Origin of the sequence: Mesorhizobium jarvisii (genome assembly GCF_003601985.1) — a bacterium.
Lineage (GTDB): Bacteria > Pseudomonadota > Alphaproteobacteria > Rhizobiales > Rhizobiaceae > Mesorhizobium > Mesorhizobium jarvisii.
Map to the genome: position 1 here is coordinate 172,629 of NZ_QZXA01000009.1, position 25,433 is coordinate 198,061.

At 63.3% G+C, this 25,433-nt stretch carries 24 protein-coding genes; 15 read left to right on the forward strand and 9 right to left on the reverse strand.

What is annotated here, in order from left to right:
* Nucleotides 1–109 precede the first annotated feature (109 nt).
* On the forward strand, nucleotides 110–700 hold the full coding sequence (locus D3242_RS23110; RefSeq protein WP_223217740.1) for a phosphatase PAP2 family protein: 591 nt from the start codon (nucleotides 110–112) through the stop codon (nucleotides 698–700).
* Here D3242_RS23110 and D3242_RS23115 read toward each other — a convergent pair.
* On the reverse strand, nucleotides 697–1,347 hold the full coding sequence (locus D3242_RS23115) for an FMN-binding negative transcriptional regulator (protein ID WP_038646392.1): 651 nt from the start codon (nucleotides 1,345–1,347) through the stop codon (nucleotides 697–699). The genes D3242_RS23110 and D3242_RS23115 overlap by 4 nt on opposite strands.
* Nucleotides 1,348–1,368: 21 nt before the next feature.
* On the reverse strand, nucleotides 1,369–2,043 hold the full coding sequence (locus D3242_RS23120; RefSeq protein ID WP_027046762.1) for an alpha/beta hydrolase: 675 nt from the start codon (nucleotides 2,041–2,043) through the stop codon (nucleotides 1,369–1,371).
* 240 nt (nucleotides 2,044–2,283) lie between these two features.
* Here D3242_RS23120 and D3242_RS23125 point away from each other — a divergent pair, with 240 nt between their 5' ends.
* From D3242_RS23125 to sufA, 7 genes are all read left to right on the forward strand, one after another.
* Nucleotides 2,284–3,447 (forward strand): cysteine desulfurase family protein, encoded by a 1,164-nt coding sequence (locus D3242_RS23125; protein WP_064983521.1) that lies wholly within the window; start codon nucleotides 2,284–2,286, stop codon nucleotides 3,445–3,447.
* Nucleotides 3,448–3,634: 187 nt separating this feature from the next.
* The gene (gene sufB / locus D3242_RS23130) at nucleotides 3,635–5,152 is read left to right on the forward strand and encodes a Fe-S cluster assembly protein SufB (protein ID WP_019857752.1); all 1,518 of its coding nucleotides are present in this window, start codon (nucleotides 3,635–3,637) and stop codon (nucleotides 5,150–5,152) included.
* A 27-nt stretch (nucleotides 5,153–5,179) separates the two neighbouring features.
* Entirely contained in the window at nucleotides 5,180–5,935 is a 756-nt protein-coding gene (sufC, locus tag D3242_RS23135; protein ID WP_064982734.1) for a Fe-S cluster assembly ATPase SufC, read from the forward strand.
* 19 nt (nucleotides 5,936–5,954) lie between these two features.
* Nucleotides 5,955–7,223 (forward strand): Fe-S cluster assembly protein SufD, encoded by a 1,269-nt coding sequence (gene sufD, locus D3242_RS23140; RefSeq protein ID WP_051112893.1) that lies wholly within the window; start codon nucleotides 5,955–5,957, stop codon nucleotides 7,221–7,223.
* A gap of 4 nt (nucleotides 7,224–7,227) precedes the next feature.
* Entirely contained in the window at nucleotides 7,228–8,472 is a 1,245-nt protein-coding gene (locus D3242_RS23145; RefSeq protein WP_064983522.1) for a cysteine desulfurase, read from the forward strand.
* A gap of 8 nt (nucleotides 8,473–8,480) precedes the next feature.
* Nucleotides 8,481–8,873: an SUF system Fe-S cluster assembly protein gene (locus tag D3242_RS23150; protein WP_027046765.1), complete on the forward strand. Its 393-nt coding sequence runs from the start codon at nucleotides 8,481–8,483 to the stop codon at nucleotides 8,871–8,873.
* Between the two features lie 102 nt (nucleotides 8,874–8,975).
* Nucleotides 8,976–9,356, forward strand: a complete 381-nt coding sequence (gene sufA, locus D3242_RS23155) for a Fe-S cluster assembly scaffold SufA (protein ID WP_023810316.1) — start codon at nucleotides 8,976–8,978, stop codon at nucleotides 9,354–9,356.
* A 127-nt stretch (nucleotides 9,357–9,483) separates the two neighbouring features.
* On the opposite strand, the gene D3242_RS23160 is transcribed toward sufA, so the two are convergent.
* Nucleotides 9,484–9,981: a GFA family protein gene (locus D3242_RS23160; protein WP_064982735.1), complete on the reverse strand. Its 498-nt coding sequence runs from the start codon at nucleotides 9,979–9,981 to the stop codon at nucleotides 9,484–9,486.
* An 89-nt stretch (nucleotides 9,982–10,070) separates the two neighbouring features.
* On the opposite strand from D3242_RS23160, the gene D3242_RS23165 reads away from it, so the two are divergent.
* Nucleotides 10,071–10,394, forward strand: a complete 324-nt coding sequence (locus D3242_RS23165; protein ID WP_010909072.1) for a TfoX/Sxy family protein — start codon at nucleotides 10,071–10,073, stop codon at nucleotides 10,392–10,394.
* A gap of 1 nt (nucleotide 10,395) precedes the next feature.
* On the opposite strand, the gene D3242_RS23170 is transcribed toward D3242_RS23165, so the two are convergent.
* Nucleotides 10,396–11,313 carry a pseudouridine-5'-phosphate glycosidase gene (locus tag D3242_RS23170; RefSeq protein WP_027046767.1) on the reverse strand — a complete coding sequence of 306 codons (918 nt, stop codon included), beginning with the start codon at nucleotides 11,311–11,313 and terminating at the stop codon, nucleotides 10,396–10,398.
* A 64-nt stretch (nucleotides 11,314–11,377) separates the two neighbouring features.
* On the reverse strand, nucleotides 11,378–12,322 hold the full coding sequence (locus tag D3242_RS23175; protein ID WP_019857763.1) for a carbohydrate kinase family protein: 945 nt from the start codon (nucleotides 12,320–12,322) through the stop codon (nucleotides 11,378–11,380).
* A gap of 281 nt (nucleotides 12,323–12,603) precedes the next feature.
* On the opposite strand from D3242_RS23175, the gene recA reads away from it, so the two are divergent.
* From recA to D3242_RS23195, 4 genes are all read left to right on the forward strand, one after another.
* Nucleotides 12,604–13,701 carry a recombinase RecA gene (recA, locus tag D3242_RS23180; RefSeq protein ID WP_010909075.1) on the forward strand — a complete coding sequence of 366 codons (1,098 nt, stop codon included), beginning with the start codon at nucleotides 12,604–12,606 and terminating at the stop codon, nucleotides 13,699–13,701.
* 259 nt (nucleotides 13,702–13,960) lie between these two features.
* Nucleotides 13,961–16,627, forward strand: coding sequence for an alanine--tRNA ligase (alaS, locus tag D3242_RS23185; protein WP_064982737.1), 2,667 nt, complete (start codon nucleotides 13,961–13,963; stop codon nucleotides 16,625–16,627).
* A gap of 10 nt (nucleotides 16,628–16,637) precedes the next feature.
* Nucleotides 16,638–17,933, forward strand: coding sequence for an SDR family oxidoreductase (locus D3242_RS23190; RefSeq protein WP_064982738.1), 1,296 nt, complete (start codon nucleotides 16,638–16,640; stop codon nucleotides 17,931–17,933).
* On the forward strand, nucleotides 17,930–18,409 hold the full coding sequence (locus tag D3242_RS23195; RefSeq protein WP_019857766.1) for a DUF2269 family protein: 480 nt from the start codon (nucleotides 17,930–17,932) through the stop codon (nucleotides 18,407–18,409). Before D3242_RS23190 ends, D3242_RS23195 begins: the two co-directional genes overlap by 4 nt.
* A 14-nt stretch (nucleotides 18,410–18,423) precedes the next feature.
* On the opposite strand, the gene D3242_RS23200 is transcribed toward D3242_RS23195, so the two are convergent.
* From D3242_RS23200 to D3242_RS23210, 3 genes are all read right to left on the reverse strand, one after another.
* Nucleotides 18,424–19,050 carry a glutathione S-transferase family protein gene (locus D3242_RS23200; RefSeq protein WP_064982740.1) on the reverse strand — a complete coding sequence of 209 codons (627 nt, stop codon included), beginning with the start codon at nucleotides 19,048–19,050 and terminating at the stop codon, nucleotides 18,424–18,426.
* 80 nt (nucleotides 19,051–19,130) lie between these two features.
* Nucleotides 19,131–20,342, reverse strand: a complete 1,212-nt coding sequence (locus tag D3242_RS23205; protein WP_038646407.1) for an NADP-dependent isocitrate dehydrogenase — start codon at nucleotides 20,340–20,342, stop codon at nucleotides 19,131–19,133.
* Nucleotides 20,343–20,658: 316 nt separating this feature from the next.
* Nucleotides 20,659–21,636, reverse strand: coding sequence for a right-handed parallel beta-helix repeat-containing protein (locus tag D3242_RS23210; protein ID WP_064982741.1), 978 nt, complete (start codon nucleotides 21,634–21,636; stop codon nucleotides 20,659–20,661).
* 549 nt (nucleotides 21,637–22,185) lie between these two features.
* On the opposite strand from D3242_RS23210, the gene D3242_RS23215 reads away from it, so the two are divergent.
* Both D3242_RS23215 and murI read left to right on the forward strand, forming a co-directional pair.
* The gene (locus D3242_RS23215; RefSeq protein WP_064982743.1) at nucleotides 22,186–23,097 is read left to right on the forward strand and encodes an RNA methyltransferase; all 912 of its coding nucleotides are present in this window, start codon (nucleotides 22,186–22,188) and stop codon (nucleotides 23,095–23,097) included.
* Nucleotides 23,090–23,878, forward strand: coding sequence for a glutamate racemase (gene murI, locus D3242_RS23220; RefSeq protein WP_064982745.1), 789 nt, complete (start codon nucleotides 23,090–23,092; stop codon nucleotides 23,876–23,878). The genes D3242_RS23215 and murI overlap by 8 nt, the downstream gene beginning before the upstream one ends.
* Before the next feature lie 81 nt (nucleotides 23,879–23,959).
* Here the strand turns inward: murI and D3242_RS23230 are convergent, their stop codons facing one another.
* Nucleotides 23,960–25,342 (reverse strand): RNB domain-containing ribonuclease, encoded by a 1,383-nt coding sequence (locus D3242_RS23230; protein WP_064982747.1) that lies wholly within the window; start codon nucleotides 25,340–25,342, stop codon nucleotides 23,960–23,962.
* Between the last annotated feature and the right edge of the window lie 91 nt (nucleotides 25,343–25,433).

Consider the following 25,433-nt stretch of genomic DNA (forward strand, 5'->3'; position numbering starts at 1 on the left):
CATCGCATGGCCGGTCTGGCTCGTCGTTTGGGTGTTGCTGACGGCGGCGGCCTTTGTTCGCCTCGATACACCGGCAGGGATGGTCCACGGCCAATGGTCGGGAGCCGGGGTGGCTGAATTCCTGACCCAGTTCGCTCTCGGCGGCTGGTACCTGATCCCGTCGGCACTTTTGCTCGTTGGGGCCAATCTGACCGATTGGCGCAGCCTTTCACGGCGATCGCTGATGCTCGTCTACAACTGGACTTGCCTGGCTTTTCTGGTGCTGAGCGCCGTCGGCCTGTCGGGCCTGCTGGTCAATGTCCTGAAATATGCGATCGGCCGGGCCCGCCCGCTCTACTTCCAGGACTTTGGCGTGCTCGCCCTGCACCCCTTCGCCTTTGACGCGCGCTTCGCCGGTTTTCCATCCGGCCATGCCACGACGATGGGGGCGGTGTTCGGCGTTCTCCTGCTCTTGTTTCCGCGGCGTTGGTACATCGCCCTGGTGATCACCGCCTGCCTCGCCTCGACCAGGGTTTTCGTCGGCGCGCACTATCCGAGCGATACGGTGGCCGGCTTCGGCCTTGGCTGCACCTTCGCGCTGGCTTGCGGGCTGGTCTTTGCCCGGCTCGGCTTCATCTTCCGTCCGACGCCCTCAGGGTTGCCGGTCCGCAAGGCATCGTTCCGGCTGATTGCTCCGGAAAATAAGTCGTTGCCCGATTAATTGCTGTCCAGGCCGCCGTAGGACCTTACCAGGCGAGCCATGTCGGACGCGTCGGCGACTTCGCTTTCCAGCCCCTCCGCCACGCCGGCGCGATCGGCGACGGGGCGGTTCTGGCTGACCTTCCACTTGCCGTGGATCTCGCTGATCTCGATCTCCAGTCCGATGATGCCCTTGATCTGCGACTGGATGAAGGGCGGCGGCGCATCGGTCACCGCCCAGGGCGCCTCGCGGGCACCTTCCTGGGAAGCGGTCAGATCGCCGATCTGCCGCGCCAGCCACTCCTGGTCGTCGATTACCTTGGCCGCGCCGCGTACCTGCACGATGGCGTAGTTCCAGGTAGGCACCACCTTGCCGGTTTCGCGCTTGGTCTCGTACCAGGAAGGCGTCACATACGCGTCAGCGCCCTGGAAGACGATCAGCACGGGCGACGCCGGATTGTCGGCAATGAGGCGCCAGTGCGGGTTGGCCTTGGCCAGGTGAGCCCGCAGTCTCCCGTTCGGCGCCGCTGCGGCGTCGAGCAGGAAGGGAATGGCGTTGGCGACCGGGCCGTCAGGCCCGTTCGAGATCAGCATGCCGAGCGGATGCGCCCTGATCAGTCCATGCAGCACGTCGGGCCGCGTTTCCTGGAAATGGGGAGGCTCGTACATCGGTGCTGGCGCCTTTCCTGCTTATCTCAGCCGCTTGGGCCGCGGATCGGACAATTCGCCCGCCAGCCGGCGATCGAGATAGTCCGCGCATTCCTCGATCAAAAGATCGGCGTGGTTGGCGAAGAAGTGGTTGGCGCCGGGCAGGGTCTTCTGCGTGATGGTGATGCCCTTCTGCGTGTGCAGCTTGTCGACCAGGCCTTGCACATCCTTCGGCGGCGCCACCTTGTCGGCATCGCCATGGATGATCAGGCCCGATGACGGGCAAGGCGCCAGGAACGAGAAGTCATAGGTGTTGGGCTGCGGCGCGATCGATATGAAGCCCTCGATCTCCGGCCGGCGCATCAAAAGCTGCATGCCGATCCACGAGCCGAATGAATAGCCGGCGACCCAGCAGCTCTTGGAATCCGGGTGCAGCGACTGGACCCAGTCGAGTGCGGCGGCGGCATCCGACAATTCGCCGGTGCCGTGGTCGAATTCGCCCTGGCTGCGGCCGATGCCGCGGAAATTGAAGCGCAGCGTGGTGAAATCGCGCTTCTGGAACATATAGAAGAGGTCGTAGACGATCTTGTTGTTCATCGTGCCGCCGAACTGCGGATGGGGATGCAAGACGATGGCGATCGGCGCGCTCTTTTCCTTGGAGGGCTGGTAGCGCCCCTCCAGGCGGCCGGCCGGACCGGTGAAAATGACCTCAGGCATGAAATACTCCACTTGGGTAATACGAATGCGCGGCGCCCGGAACGAGTCTTCCTCTGGCCTTGACGCAGGGCGAGCGTCTTCTTAGAAGCTAGTTTAGAACTATTCAAAACTGAGTGACCAGACGTCGAGCCCGGCCACCCGCGCCGCAAGCCGCGTAAATAGGACGGCTCGCCTTGGAATTTCAAGGAAATAACGCCATACGACGACCGAATGGCTTCTGACGGGATCAACTGGACGAAAATGGCCGCAAAACGCGCCTATCTCGACTATAATGCCAGTGCGCCGCTGCTTCCAGCGGCACGCGAGGCTATGGTCGCGGCGCTTGACGTGGCGGCCAACCCGTCATCGGTCCATGCCGAAGGCCGCGCCGCGCGGCGCCTGATCGAGACGGCAAGGCGCGAGGTCGCGGCTCTGGTCAATGCCAGGCCCGAACATGTCGTTTTCACCTCGGGCGCGACGGAAGCCGCTTCGACTTTGCTGGCCCCTGAATGGCAGATGGGGCGCGGCAGCGTGCGCATGAGCCGGCTCTACGTCTGCGAGGCCGATCATCCCTGCCTGTTGAATGGCGGGCGCTTCCCGGCGGGGCAGGTGACGCGCATCGGCGTCGATGCCAACGGCATTGCCGACCTTGCGGCCTTGGCCGGGGCACTTGCAGGTCATGACAAGGCCGATGGCCTGCCGCTGGTCGCGATCCATGGCGCCAACAACGAGACCGGCGTGATCCAGCCGATCGATCGCATCGCCGAAATCGTCAAGGCCGCTGGCGGCATTCTTGTCGTCGACGCGGTTCAGGCCGCAGGCCGCGTTTCCATCGACATGTCAGCGGGTTACGCCGATTATTTGATTCTGTCTTCGCACAAGATCGGCGGTCCCAAGGGCATCGGCGCCATCGTCGCCGCCGCCGATCTGATGATGCCGAAGCCCCTGATCAATGGCGGCGGCCAGGAAAAGGGCCATCGCGGTGGCACGGAAAACCTCGCCGCCATATCAGGCTTTGGTGTCGCCGCACGCGAAGCACTGGCCGGACTGCCGGCGATCGATGCGGTGCGCCAGCACCGCGACGAGATCGAAGCCATCGTGAAAATGCTGGTGCCAGACGCGGAAATCTTTGGAACCGACGCGCCAAGGCTTGCCAACACGACATTCTTCGCTATTGCGGGCATCAAGGCCGAAACCGCGCAGATCGCCTTCGATCTCGCCGGTGTGGCGCTGTCGGCCGGCTCCGCCTGTTCGTCGGGCAAGGTCGGGCCGAGCCACGTGCTGAAAGCCATGGGCTATGGCGACAGTCTTGGCGCCTTGCGCGTGTCGATCGGTGCTGCGACGGGCGCCGAGGACATTGAATTGTTCCGAACCGCGCTGGCGGGAATTGCCCAGCGCCGTGCGGGCAGGGAACAGGCCGCCTGACGCGGTGAAAGGGAATTCAGGCTTCGCAGCCTGGTAGAGCCGTGCGTTTGCAAGTGGCCGGGTGAATTTCCGGTCGAAACGCACTATATGGAACTTACGCCACTTCGGCGCCTCCAGGGGCTGCCGTTCGCGGTGCCATAGTTTGAAAACTGCCGGGCCTTGACCCCGGCGTGGATGGAGAACGCATATGCCTGCTGTGCAGGACACGATCGATCGGGTCCGAAAGATCGACGTCGACCAATACAAATACGGATTCCAGACTGAAATCGCTGTCGACAAGGCCCCCAAGGGCCTGAGCGAAGACATCATCCGTTTCATTTCGGCCAAGAAGGACGAACCGTCCTGGATGCTGGAATGGCGTCTGGAGGCCTATCGGCGCTGGCTGACGCTGGAAGAGCCGACCTGGGCGCGCGTCCACTATCCGAAGATCGATTTCCAGGACATCTACTACTATGCCGCGCCCAAGAGCACGCCCGGCCCGTCCTCGCTCAGCGATGTCGATCCGGAACTCTTGAAGGTCTACGAAAAGCTCGGCATTCCGCTGCGCGAGCAGGAGATCCTCGCCGGCGTGCAGAAGACCGACGCCTCGGAGCTCGAGGAGCCCAGCGACAACGTCTACAAATCCGGCCGCGTCGCCGTGGACGCGGTGTTTGATTCCGTCTCCGTCGTCACCACCTTCAAGAAGGAGCTGGCGCAGGCCGGCGTCATCTTCTGCTCGATCTCGGAAGCCATCCGCGAGCATCCGGAACTGGTTCAGAAATATCTCGGCTCGGTCGTGCCGACCTCGGACAATTTCTACGCCACGCTGAATTCGGCTGTCTTCACCGACGGCTCGTTCGTCTTCGTGCCCAAGGGTGTGCGCTGCCCGATGGAGCTGTCGACCTATTTCCGCATGAACGAGAAGAACACCGGCCAGTTCGAGCGCACGCTGATCATCGCCGAGGAGGGGGCGTACGTCTCCTATCTCGAAGGCTGCACTGCGCCGCAGCGCGACGAGAACCAGCTGCATGCCGCAGTCGTCGAACTGGTGGCGCTCGACGACGCCGAGATCAAATATTCGACCGTGCAGAACTGGTACCCCGGCGACGCCGAGGGCAAGGGCGGCATCTACAATTTCGTCACCAAGCGCGGCGACTGCCGTGGCGACCGCTCGAAGATTTCGTGGACGCAGGTCGAGACCGGTTCGGCGATCACGTGGAAGTACCCGAGCTGCATCCTGCGCGGCGACGACTCTTCCGGTGAGTTCTATTCGATCGCCGTTTCCAACGGTTATCAGCAGGTCGACTCGGGCACCAAGATGATCCATCTCGGCAAGAACACGTCGAGCCGCATCATCTCCAAGGGCATCGCCGCCGGCTTCTCGCAGAACACCTATCGCGGCCAGGTCTCGGCGCACCGCAAGGCGACCAACGCGCGCAACTTCACTAACTGCGACAGTCTGCTGATCGGCGACCAGTGCGGCGCGCATACTGTACCTTACATGGAAGCCAAGAACTCGACGGCGCAGTTCGAGCATGAGGCGACGACTTCGAAGATTTCCGAGGACCAGAAATTTTACGTCATGCAGCGCGGCATTCCCGAGGAGGAAGCCATCGCGCTGATCGTCAATGGCTTCGTCAAGGATGTCATCCAGCAACTGCCGATGGAGTTTGCCGTCGAGGCGCAGAAGCTGATCGGTATCTCGCTTGAGGGCTCGGTCGGCTGACCGGACAGATATTCAGGAAACAAAAGAATGCTTGAGATCAAGAACCTGCATGCCCGCATCGTCGATGACGGCACCGAAATCATCCGCGGCCTGAATCTGACGGTGAAAGCCGGCGAGGTCGCCGCGATCATGGGCCCGAACGGCTCGGGCAAATCGACGCTGTCCTATATCCTTGCCGGCCGCGAGGACTATGAAGTCACCGAAGGCGACATCCTCTACAACGGCCGGTCGATCCTCGAAATGGATCCGGCCGAGCGCGCCACGTCGGGCATTTTCCTCGCCTTCCAGTACCCGATGGAGATACCGGGCGTGGCGACCATGGAATTCCTGAAAGTGGCCATGAACGAGCAGCGCAAGGCGCGTGGCGAAGAGCCGCTGAAAATCCCCGAATTCCTCAAGCGGGTGAAGGAAGCCGCAGCCTCGCTCAGCATGGACATGGCGATGCTGAAGCGCCCGCTCAATGTCGGCTTCTCCGGCGGCGAGAAGAAGCGCGCCGAGATCCTGCAGATGAAGCTGCTGGAGCCGAAACTGTGCGTGCTCGACGAGACCGATTCCGGCCTCGACATCGACGCGCTGAAGATCGTTTCCGACGGCGTCAACGCGCTGCGGGCACCCGACCGGGCCTTCCTGGTCATCACCCACTACCAGCGCCTGCTCGAGCACATCGTGCCTGATAGCGTGCACGTGCTCTATAGAGGCCAGGTCATCAAGTCCGGCGACAAGTCGCTGGCGCTCGACCTCGAAGCCAATGGCTATGCCGGCGTGATCGGCGAAGCCGCGTGAGATGCCAGAGGCAAGACTGATGAATATGCACACACAACCGCAGCGGACACCGGCCGAGACAGCGTTGATCGACGCGTTCGGCGACCGGCTCTCGCTGCTGCCGGGCGACGGCGCGGTGATGCTGAAGCGCGACGACGCGATTGAGGCGATCAAGCACGGCCTGCCGACGCGGCGCGTCGAATCCTGGCATTACACGGACCTGCGCCGGTTGTTGAGCGTGGTGCCGGACTTCGACCCCGCCGCCATGGCCAAGGCCATCGCGCCGATCGTCGAAGGCTCCGCCGTCCTGCCGGTCCTGAACGGCAAGTCCGACGCGAAGGTGCCGGCCATCGAGGGCGTTGCCGTCCAGTGCCTGTCGGAAAAGTTGATTGATGGCAGCATCGCGCCGGGGCTCGATCCCTATGGCAGCGACGATGCGATCGGAGCGCTGAACACCGCCTTCGTTGCCGATGGCTATTTTGTCGACATCGCCGATGGCGCCGAACTTGAAAAGCCGATCGAGCTGCAGAATGTGCAGGCCGGCGGCCAGACCCATGTGCGCCTGGCCGTTCGCGTCGGCGCCGGCGCCAAGGCCGTTATCGTCGAGCGTCAGGCGGGTGATGGCGCCGCGCTGGTCAGTTCCGTCAGCCAGCTGGTGCTTGGCGAGGGTGCCGAGGTGACATGGCTGATCGTCCAGGAGCAGCCGGACACGGCGACGCATCTGGCGCAGTTCAAGGCCCATATCGGCAAGAACGCGAAACTGACGCTTTTCGTGATGAACGCTGGCGGCAAGCTTGTGCGCCAGGAGGTCATGGTCAAGACGACGGGCGAAGGCGCTGATTTCAAGCTGCGCGGCATCAACCTTCTGGCCGGCGACACCCACTCCGACGTGACGATGGTGCTCGACCACGCCGTGCCGCATACGACCTCGACCGAGGTCATCCGCAACGTGGTGACGGGCAAGGCACGCGGCGTCTTCCAGGGCCGCATCAACGTCCACCAATATGCGCAGAAGACGAATGCCAAGATGGCCTGCAACACGCTGTTGTTGTCGGACGATGGCGAGTTCTCGACCAAGCCTGAGCTCGAAATCTTCGCCGACGACGTCGTCTGCGGCCACGGCGCGACGGTGACCGAGATCGACCACGACCATCTGTTCTACCTGATGGCTCGCGGTGTCGACGAGAAGTCGGCTCGCGGTCTGCTGGTCAAGGCCTTCGTGGCCGAGGTGATCGAGGAACTGGACGACGAGACGATCGTCGAGGCGCTGGAAGCGAGACTCGACGAATGGTTTGTGACGCACGGGTGAAATGATGAACGCTCCAGGCAAGATCGGAGATTTCTACGACGTCGAGGCGATCCGCCGCGACTTCCCGATCCTGTCGCGCGAAGTCTATGGCAAACCGTTGGTCTACCTCGACAATGGCGCCTCGGCGCAGAAGCCGCAGGTGGTGCTGGACACGATCCAGCATGCCTATTCCCAGGAATACGCCAACGTCCATCGCGGCCTGCATTTCCTGTCCAACGCAGCGACCGATGCCTATGAAAAGGCGCGCGAGACGGTGCGCCGCTTCCTCAACGCGTCGAGCACCGACAACATCGTCTTCACCTCCAACACGACCTCGGCGATCAACACCGTCGCCTATGGCTATGGCATGCCCAATATCGGCGAGGGCGACGAGATCGTGCTGTCGATCATGGAACACCACTCCAACATCGTTCCCTGGCATTTCATCCGCGAGCGGCAGGGCGCCAAGCTGGTCTGGGTGCCGGTCGACGATCTCGGCGTCTTCCACATTGAGGAGTTCGAGAAGCGGCTGACCGACCGCACCAAGCTAGTCGCCATCACGCAGATGTCGAATGCGCTGGGCACGGTGACGCCGATCAAGGAGATCGTGCGCATCGCGCACGCGCGTGGTATTCCCGTCCTTGTCGATGGCAGCCAGAGCGCCGTGCATATGCCGATCGACGTGCAGGATCTCGACTGCGACTTCTTCGTCTTCACCGGCCACAAGGTCTACGGTCCGTCTGGCATCGGCGTGCTCTACGGCAAGAAGGACATTCTCCAGGGCATGCGCCCCTTCATGGGCGGCGGGGAGATGATCGAGGAGGTGACGGAAGACATCGTTACCTACAACGAGCCGCCGCATCGCTTCGAGGCCGGCACGCCGCCGATCGTCCAGGCGATCGGGCTGGGTGCCGCCCTCGACTACATGGAAAAGATCGGCCGCGAACGGATCGCGGCGCACGAGGAAGACCTCAAGACCTACGCGCACGAGCGGCTGCGCGCCATCAACTCGCTGCGCATCTTCGGCGATGCGCCGGGCAAGGGCGCGATCATTTCCTTCGAACTGCAAGGCATTCATGCCCATGACGTGTCGATGGTGATAGACAGGCAGGGCGTGGCAGTGCGGGCCGGCACCCATTGTGCCCAGCCGCTGTTGAAACGCTTTGGTGTAACCTCCACATGCAGGGCATCGTTCGGCATGTACAATACCAGGGCCGAAGTCGACGCTTTGGCCGAGGCGCTTGAAAAAGCGCGAAAGTTCTTTGGGTGATGACGACCATGGACGATGTGAGCACAACCGAAGAGACCGCGCCGGAAACGGCTGCAAATGGCATCGTATCGGCCTCGGCCATTCCCGCCGACGAACTGGCGCGGCTGACCGACGACATCGTGTCGGCGCTGAAGACGGTCTACGACCCGGAAATTCCGGCCGACATCTACGAGCTCGGCCTCGTCTACAAGATCGACATCGAGGACGACCGCTCGGTCAAGATCGACATGACGCTGACCGCGCCGGGTTGCCCGGTGGCCGGTGAAATGCCGGGCTGGGTCGAAAATGCCGTCGGCGCCGTCGAAGGCGTGTCCGGCGTCGAGGTCAACATGACCTTCGACCCGCCCTGGTCGCCCGACCGTATGTCGGAAGAAGCGCAGGTGGCGGTGGGGTGGTACTAGCGTCGAGCCTGGTACACTTGCGCCAGGGGTAAAACTTCACCATTTTAGGTGAGGAATCATTCGGCAGGCCTTTAACCTGCATGGAATGGAGAAGGAAAGAGAATGGGACGCTTCGCCGTCATCACGATGACCGAAAAGGCCGCAGACCGGGTGCGCGAGATCGTGGCTACCCGTGACAACGCGCACGGCATCCGCCTCGGCATCAAGAAGGGCGGCTGCGCCGGCATGGAATATACGGTCGACCTGGTGACCGAGCCCAACACCAAGGACGACCACATCGAGCGCGACGGCGCCCACGTCTATGTCGCGCCGGAGGCCGCGCTTTTCCTGTTCGGCACCGAGATGGATTTCGAGCAGACGACGTTGCGCACCGGCTTCACCTTCCGCAACCCGAACCAGAGTTCGGCCTGCGGCTGCGGCGAGTCGGTCGAACTCAAGCCGGCCGACCTCAAGGCGCTGGCCGAAGCACGCGCTTCGGCCTGATCTTCCTTCGCCCCGTCTGCGGGGAGAAGGTGTCACGAAGTGACGGGTGAGGGGCAGCACTGGCCCCTCCAAGGTTGGCACCGCCGCGGCTAGCCTCATCTTGTCCCCGTAAACGGGGCGAAAGCCGCTAATCCACCCACATCCCCATCCGCTTGTGCCAGTCGGCGATCGATTCCTCGGGGTAGACGTCGAACGTCTTGTCGCCCTTGCCGATATCGGGTTCGACCCAGTTCGCCTTGTATTTCAGCATCAGATGCACCTTTTCAGGCGGCCTCGGCAGGTCGCTGTCGATGGCCGAGGCGAAGGGGTGCACCAACTCCGGCCAGGTCGGGTCGTAAAGCCAGAGCGCCGACCCGCATTTGCGGCAGAAATTGCGCTCGCCCGTCGAAACCTCGCAATGCGGATGCTCGTCGTCCTCGATCTCGGCACGGTATACGCCAAGGCTCCTCTTGCCCCTGATGTTCAGCGTCTCATAGGCGGCGCCGAGATTGATGGCGAACCCGCCGCCGCCCTGCTGCTTGCGGCAGATCGAGCAGTAGCACAGCATGAACGGTACGGGCGTGTGGCTCTCCACCTCGAAACGCACCGCGTTGCAGCGGCAGGACCCCTTGAGCAGAAGCGGCATGACAAAAACTCCGATGGAATGGTCTTAACCTGTCAGCATGGTTCTGGTTGCGCGATGACAATGTCAAATGCCGGTGACATGATCGCGGCATGGACAATGAACGCATCGCCGAACTGTTCTCAGGGCTGGGCCCGGTCAGCATCCGCAGGTTGTTCGGCGGCAAGGGCATCTATTTCGACGGCGTCATCATCGCCATCGTGCTGCGCGGCGAGTTGCTGCTCAAGGCCGACGAGCAAAGCGCGCCCGATTTCGAAGCCGAGGGCTGCAAGCAATGGGCCTATACCGGCAAGCGCCACGGCAAGCTGGTCGCCATGCCCTATTGGAGCATTCCCGACAGCGCCTTTGACGATCCCGACGAGATGACGGTGTGGGCGCGCCGCGCCTATGAGGCAGGGCGGCGCGCAGGCAAGTGAACTACAGCGCCTTGGCGATCTCGGCAGCCAGCCGCGCATTGTTTTCGACCAGCGCGATATTAGTCTTGAGGCTGCGGCCGCCGGTCAACTCCAGGATTTTTCCCAGCAGGAACGGCGTCACCGCCTTGCCGGTCACGTTGAGCGCCTCGGCCGCCTTTTGCGCGGCGTCGATATAGCCCGCCATCTCTTCAGCAGGGATTTCGTGGTTTTCCGGCACCGGATTGGCGATCAACATGCCGCCACCCAAGCCCAGTGCCTGCCGCGTCCGGAAGAAATGCGCGATCTCTTCGGGCTTATAAAGGGTCAGCGGGGCGCGGAACGGCGACTGCCGCGACCAGAAGGCGGGCATGGTCTCGCAGCCATGGCCGACGACAGGCACGCCTCGCGTCTCCAGCACTTCCAGCGTCTTTTCGATGTCGAGGATCGCCTTGGCGCCGGCCGAGACGACGATGACCGGCGTGCGCGCCAATTCGTCGAGATCGGCGGAGATGTCGAAGCTCTTCTCGGCGCCCTTGTGCACGCCGCCAATGCCGCCGGTGGCGAACACTTTTATCCCGACCATTTCAGCCGCGATCATGGTGGCGGCGACTGTCGTGCCACCCGTGCGCCCTTGCGCGACTGCAAAGCCGAGGTCGGCGCGCGACAGCTTCATGGCGTCACCGGTCATGGCCAGCGATTCGCGCTCGCCGTCGGACAGGCCGATCTTGATGCGGCCGCCAACCACGGCGATCGTCGCCGGTATGGCGCCGCCGTCGCTGATGATCTTCTCGACATTGGCCGCCATGGCGCCATTGTCGGGGTAGGGCATGCCATGGGTGATGATGGTGCTTTCCAGCGCCACAACCGGGCGCCCGGCGGCCAGGGCTTGCGCCACCGGTGCGTGGATGTCGATGAAGGGGCGGGCGGTTTCGGGGCTCATCTGGATCTCCAACTCGCGGTGCGGCGCATGCCGGCAATACAGCGGCACTATGAATTTGCCGGTCTCATGCCACTTCCTGCGCGTCCGGCACAAGTGCCAGCGCTTCCGCGAAGCTTGCCGCGGTAAAATCAGGGATGGCGTCGGCGCTTTCGATGGCCAGCGTCGCCGCCGCGACGCCTTCGCGCAAGGCCTGGCGCAGCGGCAGGCCGCGCAGCAAGGCTGCCACCGTCGCACCCGCCAGCGCGTCGCCGGCGCCGGTGACGTCGGCGACTTTTCTGGGGGCAGGCGGTTGGATCGAAAAAGCGCCTGTCTCGTCGAAACCCAGCACCGGCGCGCTGCCTGCCGTCACGACGCCGCTGGCAAGGCCGCTGCATCGCAAACCGTCGACGACGTCTCGCTCGGCGGCATTTGCATTGACGCCGGCCAGCGCGACGGCCTCGCGCCGGTTCATGAAGACCAGCGCCAGCGCGCCGAGCACCGGTATCAGCCGCACGACCTTGGCCGGCGAAATGGCAATGGCATAGACCGGCTTGCCGGCGGCAAGCGAAACCAGCCGCTCCAGTGCCGAAGACGGCAGATTGGCATCGCACAGTATGGCATCGGCGGCTGCGATCGCCTCACGGACCTTGGAGCGCCTCATCTGCTTGGGAAACGCCAGATCGTACAGCGCCATGTCGGCGAAGCCGACGATCAACTCGCCCTCGCGATCGATCAGCGCCGTATAGCTCGGCGTCGTGCGGTCGAGGAAGACCGCCGACAGGTCTGCGATGCCTGCCTCGGCGATGGCTCGCGAAATGGTGTCGGCCCCGGCATCGCCGCCGCGCATCGACATCAGCGAGCCCGATACGCCGCGCCGCACCGTGCTGCGCAGCGCGTTGAACACGCCGCCGCCGACATCCTCGCGCATCGTGCCGGGATTGGACGCGGCCGGCACGTAGGCGCCGGACACCTGGCCACGCCGGTCGATATGGGCGCCGCCCACGGCCAGTATCTCTATGGATTTCACCATGCTGGCGATATGCCCTTTGTTATTGCGACTGCACAAGCGCTAGACTGCGCCGCAGACCTTCGCCAGCAAGATGGCGATTCGGCGGATCGATACAATCGAACAGTCTGGCCCAATGTGGGGCGCGTTCCTGTTCGATCTCTTGGTACGAAAAAAGAACAAATCCGGATATGACTTGTTTTTCAGATATTTGATCCCTCTTGCCAAACGAGAACAAAAAAGGTACAAAATGGCAGGGATTACGGATTGTCCGGCCTTCATTGACGACCAAGGGGTGATGTATCATGGCTCAGAATTCTTTGCGGCTTGTAGAGGATAAGGCAGTGGACAAATCAAAGGCTCTGGATGCGGCGCTGTCGCAAATCGAGCGGGCTTTCGGCAAGGGCTCGATCATGCGGCTCGGCGCGAACGAGCAGGTCGTCGAGATCGAAACGGTGCCGACCGGCTCGCTCGGCCTCGACATCGCGCTCGGCGTCGGTGGCCTGCCGCGCGGCCGCATCATCGAGATCTACGGGCCGGAAAGCTCGGGCAAGACGACGCTGGCGCTGCACACGGTGGCCGAAGCCCAGAAGAAGGGCGGCATCTGCGCCTTCGTCGACGCCGAACACGCGCTCGACCCGGTCTATGCCCGCAAGCTCGGCGTCGATCTTGAAAACCTGCTGATCTCGCAGCCCGACACCGGCGAGCAGGCGCTGGAGATCTGCGACACGCTGGTGCGTTCCGGCGCCATCGACGTGCTGGTGGTCGATTCGGTTGCGGCACTGACGCCGCGCGCCGAAATCGAGGGCGAGATGGGCGATTCGCTGCCCGGCCTGCAGGCCCGCCTGATGAGCCAGGCGCTGCGCAAGCTGACCGCCTCGATCTCGCGATCCAACACCATGGTCATCTTCATCAATCAGATCCGCATGAAGATCGGCGTCATGTTCGGTTCGCCCGAGACCACGACCGGCGGCAACGCGCTGAAATTCTACGCGTCGGTGCGCCTCGACATTCGACGCATCGGCTCGGTCAAGGACCGCGACGAGGTCGTCGGCAACCAGACCCGCGTCAAGGTGGTCAAGAACAAGCTGGCGCCGCCCTTCAAGGTGGTAGAGTTCGACATCATGTATGGCGAGGGCGTGTCCAAGACCGGCGAGCTGGTTGATCTCGGCGTCAAGGCCGGCGTGGTCGAGAAGTCCGGCGCCTGGTTCTCCTACAATTCGCAACGCCTCGGCCAGGGCCGCGAAAATGCAAAACTGTTCCTGCGCGACAATCCCGATACGGCACGCGAGATCGAACTGGCGCTCAGGCAGAATGCCGGGCTGATCGCCGAAAAGTTCCTCGAAAATGGCGGGTCTGAAGGCGGCGACGACGGTTTTGAGGACGAAGCCGGCGCGATGTAGGGCAACGGACAGAGTTCGGCCATAAAGTCGGCCTATGACCTGATGCTTAAGTAATCGAGTTCTTTAGTACCGCGTCCAAAACCGCCGGCCTTCGCGCCGGCGGTTTTCGTTTTTGGGGCCAATAGACTCCCAGGATTGGCCCAGTTCCGTGTTTCTGGACAGGCTGGAGCGTGCCCGCTAAAAGGCCAAGTCTATTTCTGGAAAGCAGACACCAGTTTCCGCCGGCCGCGCCGGCGGTTTTCGCGAAAAGGCAGCAGTCATGAGTGGCGTGAACGAGATCCGGTCGACCTTTCTCGACTATTTCCGCAAGGAGGGCCACGAGGTCGTGGCCTCGAGCCCGCTCGTGCCGCGCAACGATCCGACATTGATGTTCACCAATGCCGGCATGGTGCAGTTCAAGAACGTCTTCACCGGTCTGGAGAAGCGGTCCTATTCGCGCGCCACCACCGCCCAGAAGAGCGTTCGCGCCGGCGGCAAGCACAACGACCTCGACAATGTCGGCTACACCGCGCGCCACCTGACCTTCTTCGAAATGCTCGGCAATTTCTCCTTCGGCGATTACTTCAAGGAGCGTGCCATCGAGCTTGCCTGGAACCTGATCACCAAGGAGTTCGGGCTGAAGAAGGACAAGCTGCTGGTCACTGTCTATCACACCGACGATGAGGCGGCCGGCTTCTGGAAGAAGATCGCCGGCTTCTCGGATGATCGCATCATCCGCATCGCGACCTCGGATAATTTCTGGGCGATGGGCGACACCGGTCCCTGCGGGCCGTGCTCGGAAATCTTCATCGATCGCGGCGAGCACATCTGGGGCGGTCCTCCCGGCAGCCCCGAAGAGGATGGTGATCGCTTCCTCGAATTCTGGAACCTGGTGTTCATGCAATATGAACAGGTGACGAAGGAGGAGCGCATCGACCTGCCGCGCCCGTCGATCGACACCGGCATGGGGCTGGAGCGCATGGCCTCCATCCTGCAGGGCGTGGAAAGCGTTTTCGAAACCGACCTGTTCCGGCATTTGATCGATGCGGCGTCCTCCGCGCTCGGGCGCGCGCCTGACGCGGAAACGGTGGCCTCCTACCGCGTCATTGCCGATCATTTGCGCTCGTCGTCCTTCCTGGTCGCCGACGGCGTGCTGCCTTCGAACGAAGGCCGCGGCTATGTGCTGCGCCGCATCATGCGCCGCGCCATGCGCCACGCGCAGCTGCTCGGCGCGAACGAACCGCTGATGTGGAAGCTGGTGCCGGCTCTGGTGCGCGAGATGGGCCAGGCCTATCCCGAGCTGCTGCGCGGCGAACAGCTGATCACCGAGACGCTGAAGCTCGAGGAGACGCGCTTCCGCAAGACGCTGGTGCGCGGCCTCGGCCTGCTCTCCGAGGCGACGGAAACGCTGCATGCCGGCGACATGTTGGATGGCGAGACGGCTTTCAAGCTTTATGACACCTACGGTTTCCCGCTTGACCTGACGCAGGACGCGCTGCGCCAGCGCAACATCTCGGTCGATCTTGCCGGCTTCACCAATGCGATGGAGCAGCAGAAGGCCGAGGCGCGCAAGCATTGGACCGGGTCTGGCGAGGCCGCCACTGAGACGGTGTGGTTCTCCGTGCGCGAACAGACCGGCGCCACCGAATTCCTCGGTTACGAGACCGAGCAGGCGGAAGGCCTGATCCAGGCGCTGGTCAAGGACGGCAAGACCGTTGACAGCGCCGGAAAGGGCGACGCCGTTGCGGTGGTCGTCAACCAGACGCCTTTCTATGGCGAGTCCGGCGGCCAGATGGGCGATACCGGCATCATCTCCGGCGAAGGGTTCTCGATCGAGATCGCGGACACGCAGAAGAAGGCCGACGGGCTGTTCGTGCATCTGGGCAAGGTGGCGAGCGGCACGGCCAGGACGGGCGCTGCCGTCGAGCTCAAAGTCGACCATGCGCGCCGCACCAGGCTGCGGGCGAACCACTCCGCCACGCACCTGATCCACGAGGCGCTGCGCGAGGTGCTAGGCACTCATGTCGCGCAGAAGGGCTCGCTGGTCGCGCCCGAGCGTCTGCGCTTCGACATCTCGCACAACAAGCCGATCTCGGCCGAGGAACTCGAAGAGGTCGAGCGCATGGCCAACGAGATCGTCGTGCAGAACGGCCCGGTGACCACGCGCCTGATGTCGGTCGACGACGCGATTGCGGAAGGCGCCATGGCGCTGTTCGGCGAGAAGTATGGCGACGAGGTGCGCGTCGTGTCGATGGGCACGGGCCTGCACGGCGCCAAGGCCAACCGGCCCTATTCGGTCGAACTCTGCGGCGGCACGCATGTCAGGGCGACCGGCGATATCGGCCTGGTCCGCGTCGTCTCCGACAGCGCGGTCGCCGCCGGCGTGCGCCGTATCGAGGCGCTGACCGGCGAGGCGGCCAGAAAACATCTCGACGAGCAGGATCGGCGTCTGAAGGCGGCGGCAGCCGTGCTGAAAATCTCGCCCGCCGACGTGCCGGCCCGCGTCGAGGCTTTGCTCGAAGAGCGCAAGAAGCTCGAGAAGGACCTGACCGAAGCGCGCAAGAAACTGGCGCTGGGCGGCGGTGCCGCGGCGGGTTCACCCTCGGAGAACGAGACGGTCGCGGGCGTTGGCTTCCTCGGCAAGGCGGTCTCCGGCGTCTCGCCGAAGGATCTGAAGCCGCTGGCCGATGCCGGCAAGACCTCGCTCGGCTCCGGCGTCGTCGTCTTTGTCGGTGCCGGCGAGGACAACAAGGCAAGCGTCGTCGTCGCCGTTACCGACGACCTCGTCGGCCGCTTCAGCGCCGTCGACCTGGTGCGCGTCGCCTCCGCCGCCTTGGGCGGGCAGGGCGGTGGCGGGCGGCCCGACATGGCCCAGGCCGGCGGCCCGGATGCCTCGAAGGCCAATGATGCGATCGCGGCTGTGAAGGCGGCGCTCGAAGCCGCCTGAAAGCCATGACATGAATGTTCTCGTCCTCGGTGGCTATGGGTTGATCGGGGACGCCGTCATTGGCCGTTTGCTTCGCGACGGTCATGATGTGACCGGCCTCGGTCGCGATGTTCAGGATGCCGGGCGACGCCGGCCGGCGGTTCGCTGGATCGCGGCGGATATGTCGAAACTGCTTGCCGCTGAAGACTGGCTGCCGGCGGTTGCGGGTATGGACGCGGTGGTCAACGCGGCGGGCGCCTTGCAGGACGGCCCACGCGACCGCCTCGACGCCGTTCACCGGGGCGCGGTGGTGGCACTCGTTGCTGCCTGCGAACAGGCCGGTGTGCACCGCTTTGCGCAGATCTCCGCGATCGGCGCCGATCTCGCTTCGGCAAATCCTTTCTTCAGCACCAAGGCGCAAGGCGACCAGGCCGTCGCAAGCTCCTCGCTGGCGTGGACCATCCTGCGGCCGGGCCTGGTGATCGCGCCCGCCGCCTATGGCGGAACGGCACTTCTGCGTGCCCTTGCGACATTTCCGGGTTTTGTTCCGGCCGTCATGACGCGCCAGCCGATCCAGACCGTGGCGGTCACCGACGTTGCCGAAGCGGTGTCACGGGCGGTCGCCGGATCGCTGCCGCCCCGACTTGCCGTCGATCTCGTTGAAGCCAATGCCAGACCGCTCGCCGAGGTCTTGACCGCCTTGCGTGCGTGGCTTGGCCTGCAGCCCGCAAGAGTGGTGCCGATGCCTGCCATTCTCGGCCGGCTTGCGGGCGCGGTTGCCGATATGCTTGGCATTCTTGGCTGGCGGTCCCCGCTGCGCAGCGCAGCCCTTGCTGCCGTGGCGCGCGGCGTCACGGGCGACGCAGCGGCTTGGAACCGAATTTCCGGCCGTCCGCTTCAGCCGCTGGAAGCAACGCTGGCCGATATGCCCGCCAATGTCCAGGAACGATGGTTCGCCCGCCTCTGGCTGGCAAAGCCTGTCATCTTCGCTTGCCTGTCCTTGTTCTGGCTTGTTTCGGGTGTCGTCGGCCTGATCCGGCAAGAGGCAGCGGCGGATATCCTTGTTTCGCACGGCGTCTCGGCGAGCCTCGCTCACATCTTGGTTCCGGTCGGAAGTGCTGCGGATATCCTGGTTGGCGCGGCTGTCGTGGTTCGATCCCTGGCCCGGCACGCGCTGCTGGCGATGATTGCGATCACGCTGTCCTATCTGGCGGGCGCGACGCTCCTTGTCCCCGGCCTATGGCTCGATCCACTGGGACCGCTGGTCAAGACGATCCCGGCGCTTTGCCTAGTGCTGGTGGCGCTCGCGGTGCTCGACGAGCGATGAGCCTCTGGGCCGACATATTGCGCTGGGCGCATGTTATCGGCGCCACAGTTCTGTTCGGCACTGGCGCCGGCATCGCCTTCTTCATGCTAATGGCGCAACGCAGCGGACGCGCCGACCTCGTCGCCCATGTCGCGGGCACGGTCGTCATCGCCGACACGATTTTTACGGCGACCGCCGTCATCGTGCAGCCGATCACGGGCGTGCTGCTGGCTCAGGCACTGGGCTGGCCGCTCAACGAAGGCTGGATCGTTCTGTCCTTGCTGCTTTATGTCGTCACCGGCCTGTTCTGGCTGCCGGTCGTCTGGATTCAGATCCGGATCCGCAACCTGGCGCGGCAGGCGGCCATCGAAAACGCGCCGCTGCCCGCCGAAGAGAAACGCCTGTTTCGCATCTGGTTTGCTTGCGGCTTGCCGGCTTTCGCCGCCGTGCTTGCCATTCTCTGGCTGATGGTGACCCGGCCCGAGATAGGGTTTTAGCGCCGCCTTGGTTCTCAATCGGCCTTTTCGGTCATGGCAAAGGCTTGTCTGGCCGCGATGCGGTCCCACCAGGCCTGAATCTCGGGAAACTCGGCCAGCAGCTTCTGCCCGTCGGCAACCTTGAGGAAATAGGCGATGATCGGCGCGGCATGCAGGTCGGCCAGTGTCACGTGATCGCCGAGCAGCCAAGGTCCGGGAGCCTTGAGTGAGGTGAGTACCCTGAGGACCGTTTGGGCCTGGCTCAGGCCGCTAGCGATCAGGGTCTCATCCGGCTCTGGCTTTTCGAGCCGCTCGACGGCAACGTCCCAGACCATGGCGCGGTAGCCATAAGCGTCGAGCATGCCCGTCATCTGGCCCATCCTGGCGCGGCCACGCGTATCGGCGGGCTGCAGCGCCGGACCGTCGAAAGCCTCATCGACATAGCGGGTAATCGCATTCGTCTCGAAAAGGCGAAAACCGTCATGCTCGAAAGCCGGGATGCGGCCGAACGGGTGATGTTCGAGATACCAGGCCGGGATGCCCTCGGCGGCGAAGATGTCGAGCGGCATGAGTTCGTAGTCGATGCCCTTCTCCTCCAGCGCCATCCGCGCGATGCGCACATAGACGCTGTAGTCCGCGCCATAGAGGATCGGCTTGGTCATGCTGTCAGCCCTTCGCTTTCGCTGGCCCAAAAAAGGCGAAGGCTCCTTTCGGAGCCTTCGGCATGTGTAAAGCTGGGTTCTTAGGCCATCGCCTTCTGCAAGTTCTCGTCGATTTTGTCGAGGAAGCCGGTGGTCGAGAGCCAGGGCTGGTCGGGGCCGATCAAGAGCGACAGGTCCTTGGTCATGAAGCCGGACTCGACGGTCTGGATGCAGACCTTTTCCAGCGTCTCGGCAAAACGCTTCAGCTCGGCATTGTCGTCGAGCTTGGCGCGGTGCGCCAGCCCGCGCGTCCAGGCGAAGATCGAGGCGATCGAATTGGTCGAGGTTTCCTCGCCCTTCTGGTGCTGGCGGTAGTGGCGGGTGACGGTGCCGTGCGCGGCTTCGGCTTCCACCGTCTTGCCGTCGGGCGTCATCAGCACCGAGGTCATCAGGCCCAGCGAGCCAAAGCCCTGCGCCACCGTGTCGGACTGCACGTCGCCGTCGTAGTTCTTGCAGGCCCAGACATAGCCGCCCGACCATTTCAGGCTCGAGGCCACCATGTCGTCGATCAGGCGGTGCTCGTACCACAGCTTCTTCGCCTTGAACTCGGCCTCGAATTCAGCCTCGTAGACTTCCTGGAAAATGTCCTTGAAGCGGCCGTCATAGGCCTTGAGGATGGTGTTCTTGGTCGACAGATAGACCGGATAGTTGCGCAGCAGGCCGTAATTCAGCGAGGCGCGGGCGAATTCGCGGATCGACTCGTCGAGATTGTACATGGCCATGGCGACGCCGGCGCCGGGCGCGTCGAACACGTCATGTTCGATCACCTTTCCGTCCTCGCCGACGAACTTGATCGTCAGCTTGCCCTTGCCGGGGAAGCGGAAATCGGTGGCGCGGTACTGGTCGCCGAAGGCGTGGCGGCCGACGATGATCGGCTTGGTCCAGCCCGGCACCAGGCGCGGCACGTTCTTCATGATGATCGGCTCGCGGAAGATGGTGCCGCCGAGGATGTTGCGGATGGTGCCGTTCGGCGACTTCCACATCTTCTTCAGCTTGAACTCCTCGACGCGCTGTTCGTCGGGGGTGATCGTCGCGCATTTCACGCCGACGCCGTATTTCTTGATGGCGTTGGCCGAATCGATGGTCACCTGGTCGTTGGTGGCGTCGCGATGCTCGATGCCGAGATCGTAATATTCGAGCTTGAGGTCGAGATAAGGGTGGATCAGCTTGTCCTTGATGAACTGCCAGATGATGCGGGTCATCTCGTCGCCGTCGAGTTCGACGACCGGGTTCGCCACCTTGATCTTCGCCATGGAAAGAATGCCTCGTTCAACAGTTGGGGGATGGCGGGTCGGCCCCGCCAGGATAGGGACTTCGCCTATAGCAAAGCGATCCGGGCGGCGCAAACCGGGGCAATGCGGAAGCAGGCTGCTGCTGGCGCAATTCCAGGAAAAGTGTGAAGCGGTTTTTCGTTCGAAATTGCCGCAAAACAAGGGGACGGAGCGGTTCGGCGTTTCCGCGAACGGTGAACCGATCCTGCAATCGTGAACAAAACCGATGCCGCACCGCCCATCGAGAGGCAGGCGGCATCGCCTTTGTTTCATGCTGCCGCACGCAGGCGGCAGGCGCTTATTGCAGCGGCGTGCCGCCAGGGCCGGGGAAGGCCGTGATCGGCGTGCCGTCGGCCACGTTGCCGGAGATCATGTTGTTCTTGAACGACTGGACGGCGCCGCTGCCGGTGTTGCTGACACCGCTGACATTGCCGAACACCGTCGAGGCGCCGAGAAAGGCGATGGCGCTGCCGGCGCCGCTGGCGGCGGCGCCGTTGGCGTTGACGCCGACGCCGGCATCGGAACTGATCGTGGTGTTGACGATCGTCGCGCGTACCGACGATGCCGCGGCGACGGACTTGACCGCCACTCCGTTGCCGGTGTTGCCGCTGACCAGGCTGTCGGTCAGTGCCATATTCATGGCAGAGGTGTTGCCGGTGCCGTCGACAAGAATGCCATTGGCGCTGTTGGTCAGTTCCACCCTGGACAGGATGGCATTGATGCCAATGGCGCCAGTCGTTTTGATGAGAATGGCGCCACCGGCCGCCTCGGCTATCCGCGTATTGATTATGTAGAGTTCGCTGGCACCGTTGGGAAGAAATTCGACGCCATTGCTGGTCACCCGCTCGATGTTGCAGTCCTCGATATGCAGTTGACCTTGGCCGGTCATCCGCACGCCGTCGAGTCCGGTGCCCGCGCCGTCTATGTCGAGACCGCGAAGATGCACGACGGAGCCGACAGGCGTGTTTATGATGATGCCGTTCACGAGCGCCGAAAGCACACCGCCTTCAGTCGTTCTGCAGTCGATGGTGATGGATTTGGTGATGGTGACCGCGCCAAATCCGCCCGGGTCCAGACAGTTGATCTCGCCGGCCGTCGCCGTCTTCGAGATGGCGCCGGCAAACGTCTTGCAAGGTGCCGTTCGGCTGCATGGATCGGCATCGTTGCCGACGCCGGAAACCCAGGTGCGGGTCGCTTGCGCGGAAGCCGGAGCAATCAGGAAGACTGATGCCAGAAGCAACACAGCGATTAAAAGGAAAAATCGTAAGACGTTCATTTGCCCCTCCTGACGTTTGGCCAACACCCGTGTCGGCCATTGAAAACCCGTGTCGAGACGCTTGGGGCATAGATAAATGACAGGAGCGTGCAAGACACGCTCCGTCTTCAAAATGCATTCTCCGATACAGCTTGACCCCAAGCGGTTTTGATATTGCAATTTCCTAAGATTATGTCACAGCGACAGGCGCATCGCTGTATTTAAATATACATATAGCTAATAGGTTATTTCTTTAACCGGAAGATGTTGCCGATAAGAAGAGTAAGGCCGGGCCATCAGGGAGTATAGGGTTGGATAGCTTGTCGTCGCCAGAGTGCCGCGATGCCCACATCTCCACCATCTCTTGAGAAGAAGGAGCACATGGCTGGTCTGCTTGTACGGGCGCGTGACCATTTGCTCGAGCCCGCCGATGGAGCGAATTTGGATTTCTTGCGCAAACACAGGGGTGGCGAGACAAGGCTATTTGTCGCCAGGTCACCGACAACTCTTCAAAAAGCCGTATCGATATGGCAGGACGCGGTGACCTCGTAGCGCAATCATCTGGAACACATGACCGGAACAGACTTTCAGCGTGGCCCCGGCGGTCCGGCGATCATCCTCGTCGAGCCGCAGCTCGGCGAGAACATCGGCATGGTCGCGCGCGCCATGGCCAATTTCGGCCTGTCGGAACTGCGTCTGGTCAATCCGCGAGACGGCTGGCCGAGCGAGAAGGCGCGCGCCGCCGCCAGCCGTGCCGACCATGTCATCGACGCCGTGAAGGTGTTCGACGATCTGGCCTCGGCGCTTGCCGACCTGAATTTCGTTTTCGCCACAACCGCCAGGCAGCGCGACGGCTTCAAGGCTGTGCGCGGGCCGGTGGAAGCGGGCAGGGTGCTGCGCGCCCGCCATGGCATGGGGCAGCGCACCGGCATCCTGTTCGGCCGCGAGCGCTTCGGTCTCTACAATGACGAGGTCGGGCTCGCCGACGAGATCGTCACCTTTCCCGTCGATCCCGATTTCTCCTCGCTCAACATCGCACAGGCCGCGCTGCTGATGTCTTATGAGTGGATGAAGTCCGGCCTCGAGGACGAGACCAAGACCAATTTCACCGGGCCGCAGATGAAGCCGGCCAGCAAGGAAGAGCTGCACGGCCTTTTTGCCTATCTCGAAGGCGCATTGGAAGCGCGCGGCTATTTCCGACCGGCGCCGAAGAAGCCCAAGATGGTCGACAATCTGCGCGCCGTGCTGACGCGCGCCGGCTTTGCCGAGCCGGAGCTGAAGGTGCTGCGCGGCATCATCTCCTCGCTTGACAGATTTTCGCCGGCAATGCCGCGCGGCGACGGCTCGCCGGGCGATGATCCAAGGCGGCTTCCGGCCGCCGCGCGCGCCGGCAAGGCAGAGGCAGATCGCCAGGCGCACAAGCCTATGGGTGACGATGAGGACACGCCGCCGCTGGGCGGCAAGGGAACCGACAATGACTGACCAGCCGATCCTGATGTTCGATTCCGGCGTCGGCGGGCTGACTGTGCTGCGCGAGGCGCGCGTGCTGATGCCGGACCGGCGCTTCGTCTATGTCGCGGACGATGCGGCCTTTCCCTTCGGCGCCTGGGAAGAACCGGCACTGCGCACCCACATACTCGAACTCTTCGCCAAATTGCTCGACCGGTTTGCGCCTGCGATTTCCGTCATTGCCTGCAACACCGCCTCGACGCTGGTGATCGATGCGCTGCGCGAGAGATTTCCCGGCCATCCCTTCGTCGGCACCGTGCCGGCGGTCAAGCCGGCGGCGGAGCGCACCCGCTCCGGTCTGGTCTCCGTGCTGGCAACGCCGGGTACGGTGAAGCGGCAATACACGCGCGACCTGATCAGCAAATGGGCGCAGAAATGCCATGTCCGCCTGGTTGGCAGCGACAGGCTGGCGGGCCTTGCCGAAGTCTATATGCGCGAGGGCTTTGTCGACGAGGAAGCCGTGCGTGCCGAGATCGCGCCCTGTTTCATGGAACATGAGGGGCTCAGGACCGACATTGTCGTGCTGGCCTGTACGCACTATCCGTTCCTGGTCAACCGCATGCGCAAGACCGCGCCATGGCCGGTCGACTGGATCGATCCGGCCGAAGCGATCGCAAGGCGTGCCCTTTCGCTCTTGCCGCCGGTCGACGGGGCGCTGCCGCAAGGCGAGCCTGACATCGCCGTCTTCACGTCAGGCAAGGCGGATTTCGCAGTCGGCCGGCTGATGCAAGGCTTTGGACTGTCCGTGAGCTAATGCATGTCGCCCAAAAGTGACCTCGGTTTTGGGAAAACGACATGCATAAAATCAAGACCAAAGCGGCGGAACGCCAGCTGCTCAAACAGGTTCGAAGACGACGCTGCGTTGATCCGGATCGGCCGAGGCCAGCTTTAGCGTCACGCCGTCGCCCTGCCTGAGACCGGAGGCCGTTATGGTGGCAACGACAGGCATGTCGGCAAGCTGAACGCGCACGCCATGGTCGACGAAGTCGGTGACGACGGCCTTAAACGTTTCCCCTTCGCGCCCCCTGAGCATCACCGCCTCGGCAAGATCGATGGCCGCATGGTTGATTTGCGAAGCGCGGGCATCCCCACGTCCCATCACCTTCGGCAGTCCGGCGAACGCATCGGTGACAGCCTGCGGCACGGGCTGGCCGTTGGCGATAGCCAGCGCGCAGCGCACGACATAGCGATCCGCCAATCGCCTGAGTGGCGCGGTTGCATGAGCATAGGTCGCAGCCATCGCCTCATGCCAGGGAACGACACCCTCCTGGTAGGGCTGGTAGGACGCGCCATTGCCCGCCCGGCGGATTTCCAGCATCAACGCCGCCTGTTTCGGATCAGCCGGATCGAGTGTGTGCTGGTAGTCGCGCAGGCTGGTGGAGGCCGGCCAGGACAGACCGAGCGCCCGTGCCGCGTTGCGCAGTCTCTGCACCTTGGAAGCATCCGGCCCAGACATCACACGGAACAAGCCGGTCTTGTGCGCGAACATGGCGTCGGCGATCGCCATATTGGCGGCCAGTGAAAGCGCGGCGTTGTCTTGTTCGGATTGCAGGATCGGTCTGAACGAAAGCCGGAAGCTGCCATCGGCAAGCCTTTCCACCTCCTGCTCGGGCGGGTCGACGCGCGACGCGCCGCGACGCTCTTCGTTTGCCGCCATGCGCCGCGCCATTTCGGCGAAGTCGGCCGGAACGTCGGAGGCCTTTACGCTGTCATAGGCGAGCTTCGCGCGGCTTTGGATGATTGCCCGCTCCGCGCCGTCCAACTTTACCGCGCCATCCTTAGCGACCCGAACGGTGAAGATAACGGCTGGACGTGGTCCGTCCGGCAACAGGCTCGCCGCGCCCTCGGCAATTGCCGGCGGATAGAGCCCGGCCTTGCCGTCCGGCAGGTACAGCGTCTCGCCTCGCGTCCAGGCTTCGCGATCCAGCGCGTCGCCGTCCTCGACGAACCATGCAACGTCGGCAATGGCATAATACAAGAGAAGATCGCCGCCGCTTGCCTCGATCCAGAACGCCTGGTCAAGATCGGTGGAGGCCGCCGGATCGAGCGTAACGAAGGGCGTGTCCGTTCGATCGGCATGCTGGTTCGGCACGCGTCTGGCCGCCGCCTCCGCTGTGGCCATCACGTCAGCCGGAAATCCATCCGGCACGTGGAATTCGGTGCGGATTTTCGCCAGGCCGGTGGAGAGCGCTTGTGAGGGGTCTGTCAGAGACTTCATTCAGCCGTCCTACACCAGGGTTTCGGACACGGGAAGGCTGCCGACGAATTCGCCAAAGCTGGCTGCCTGACCGGCGGCGATCGGACGAGAA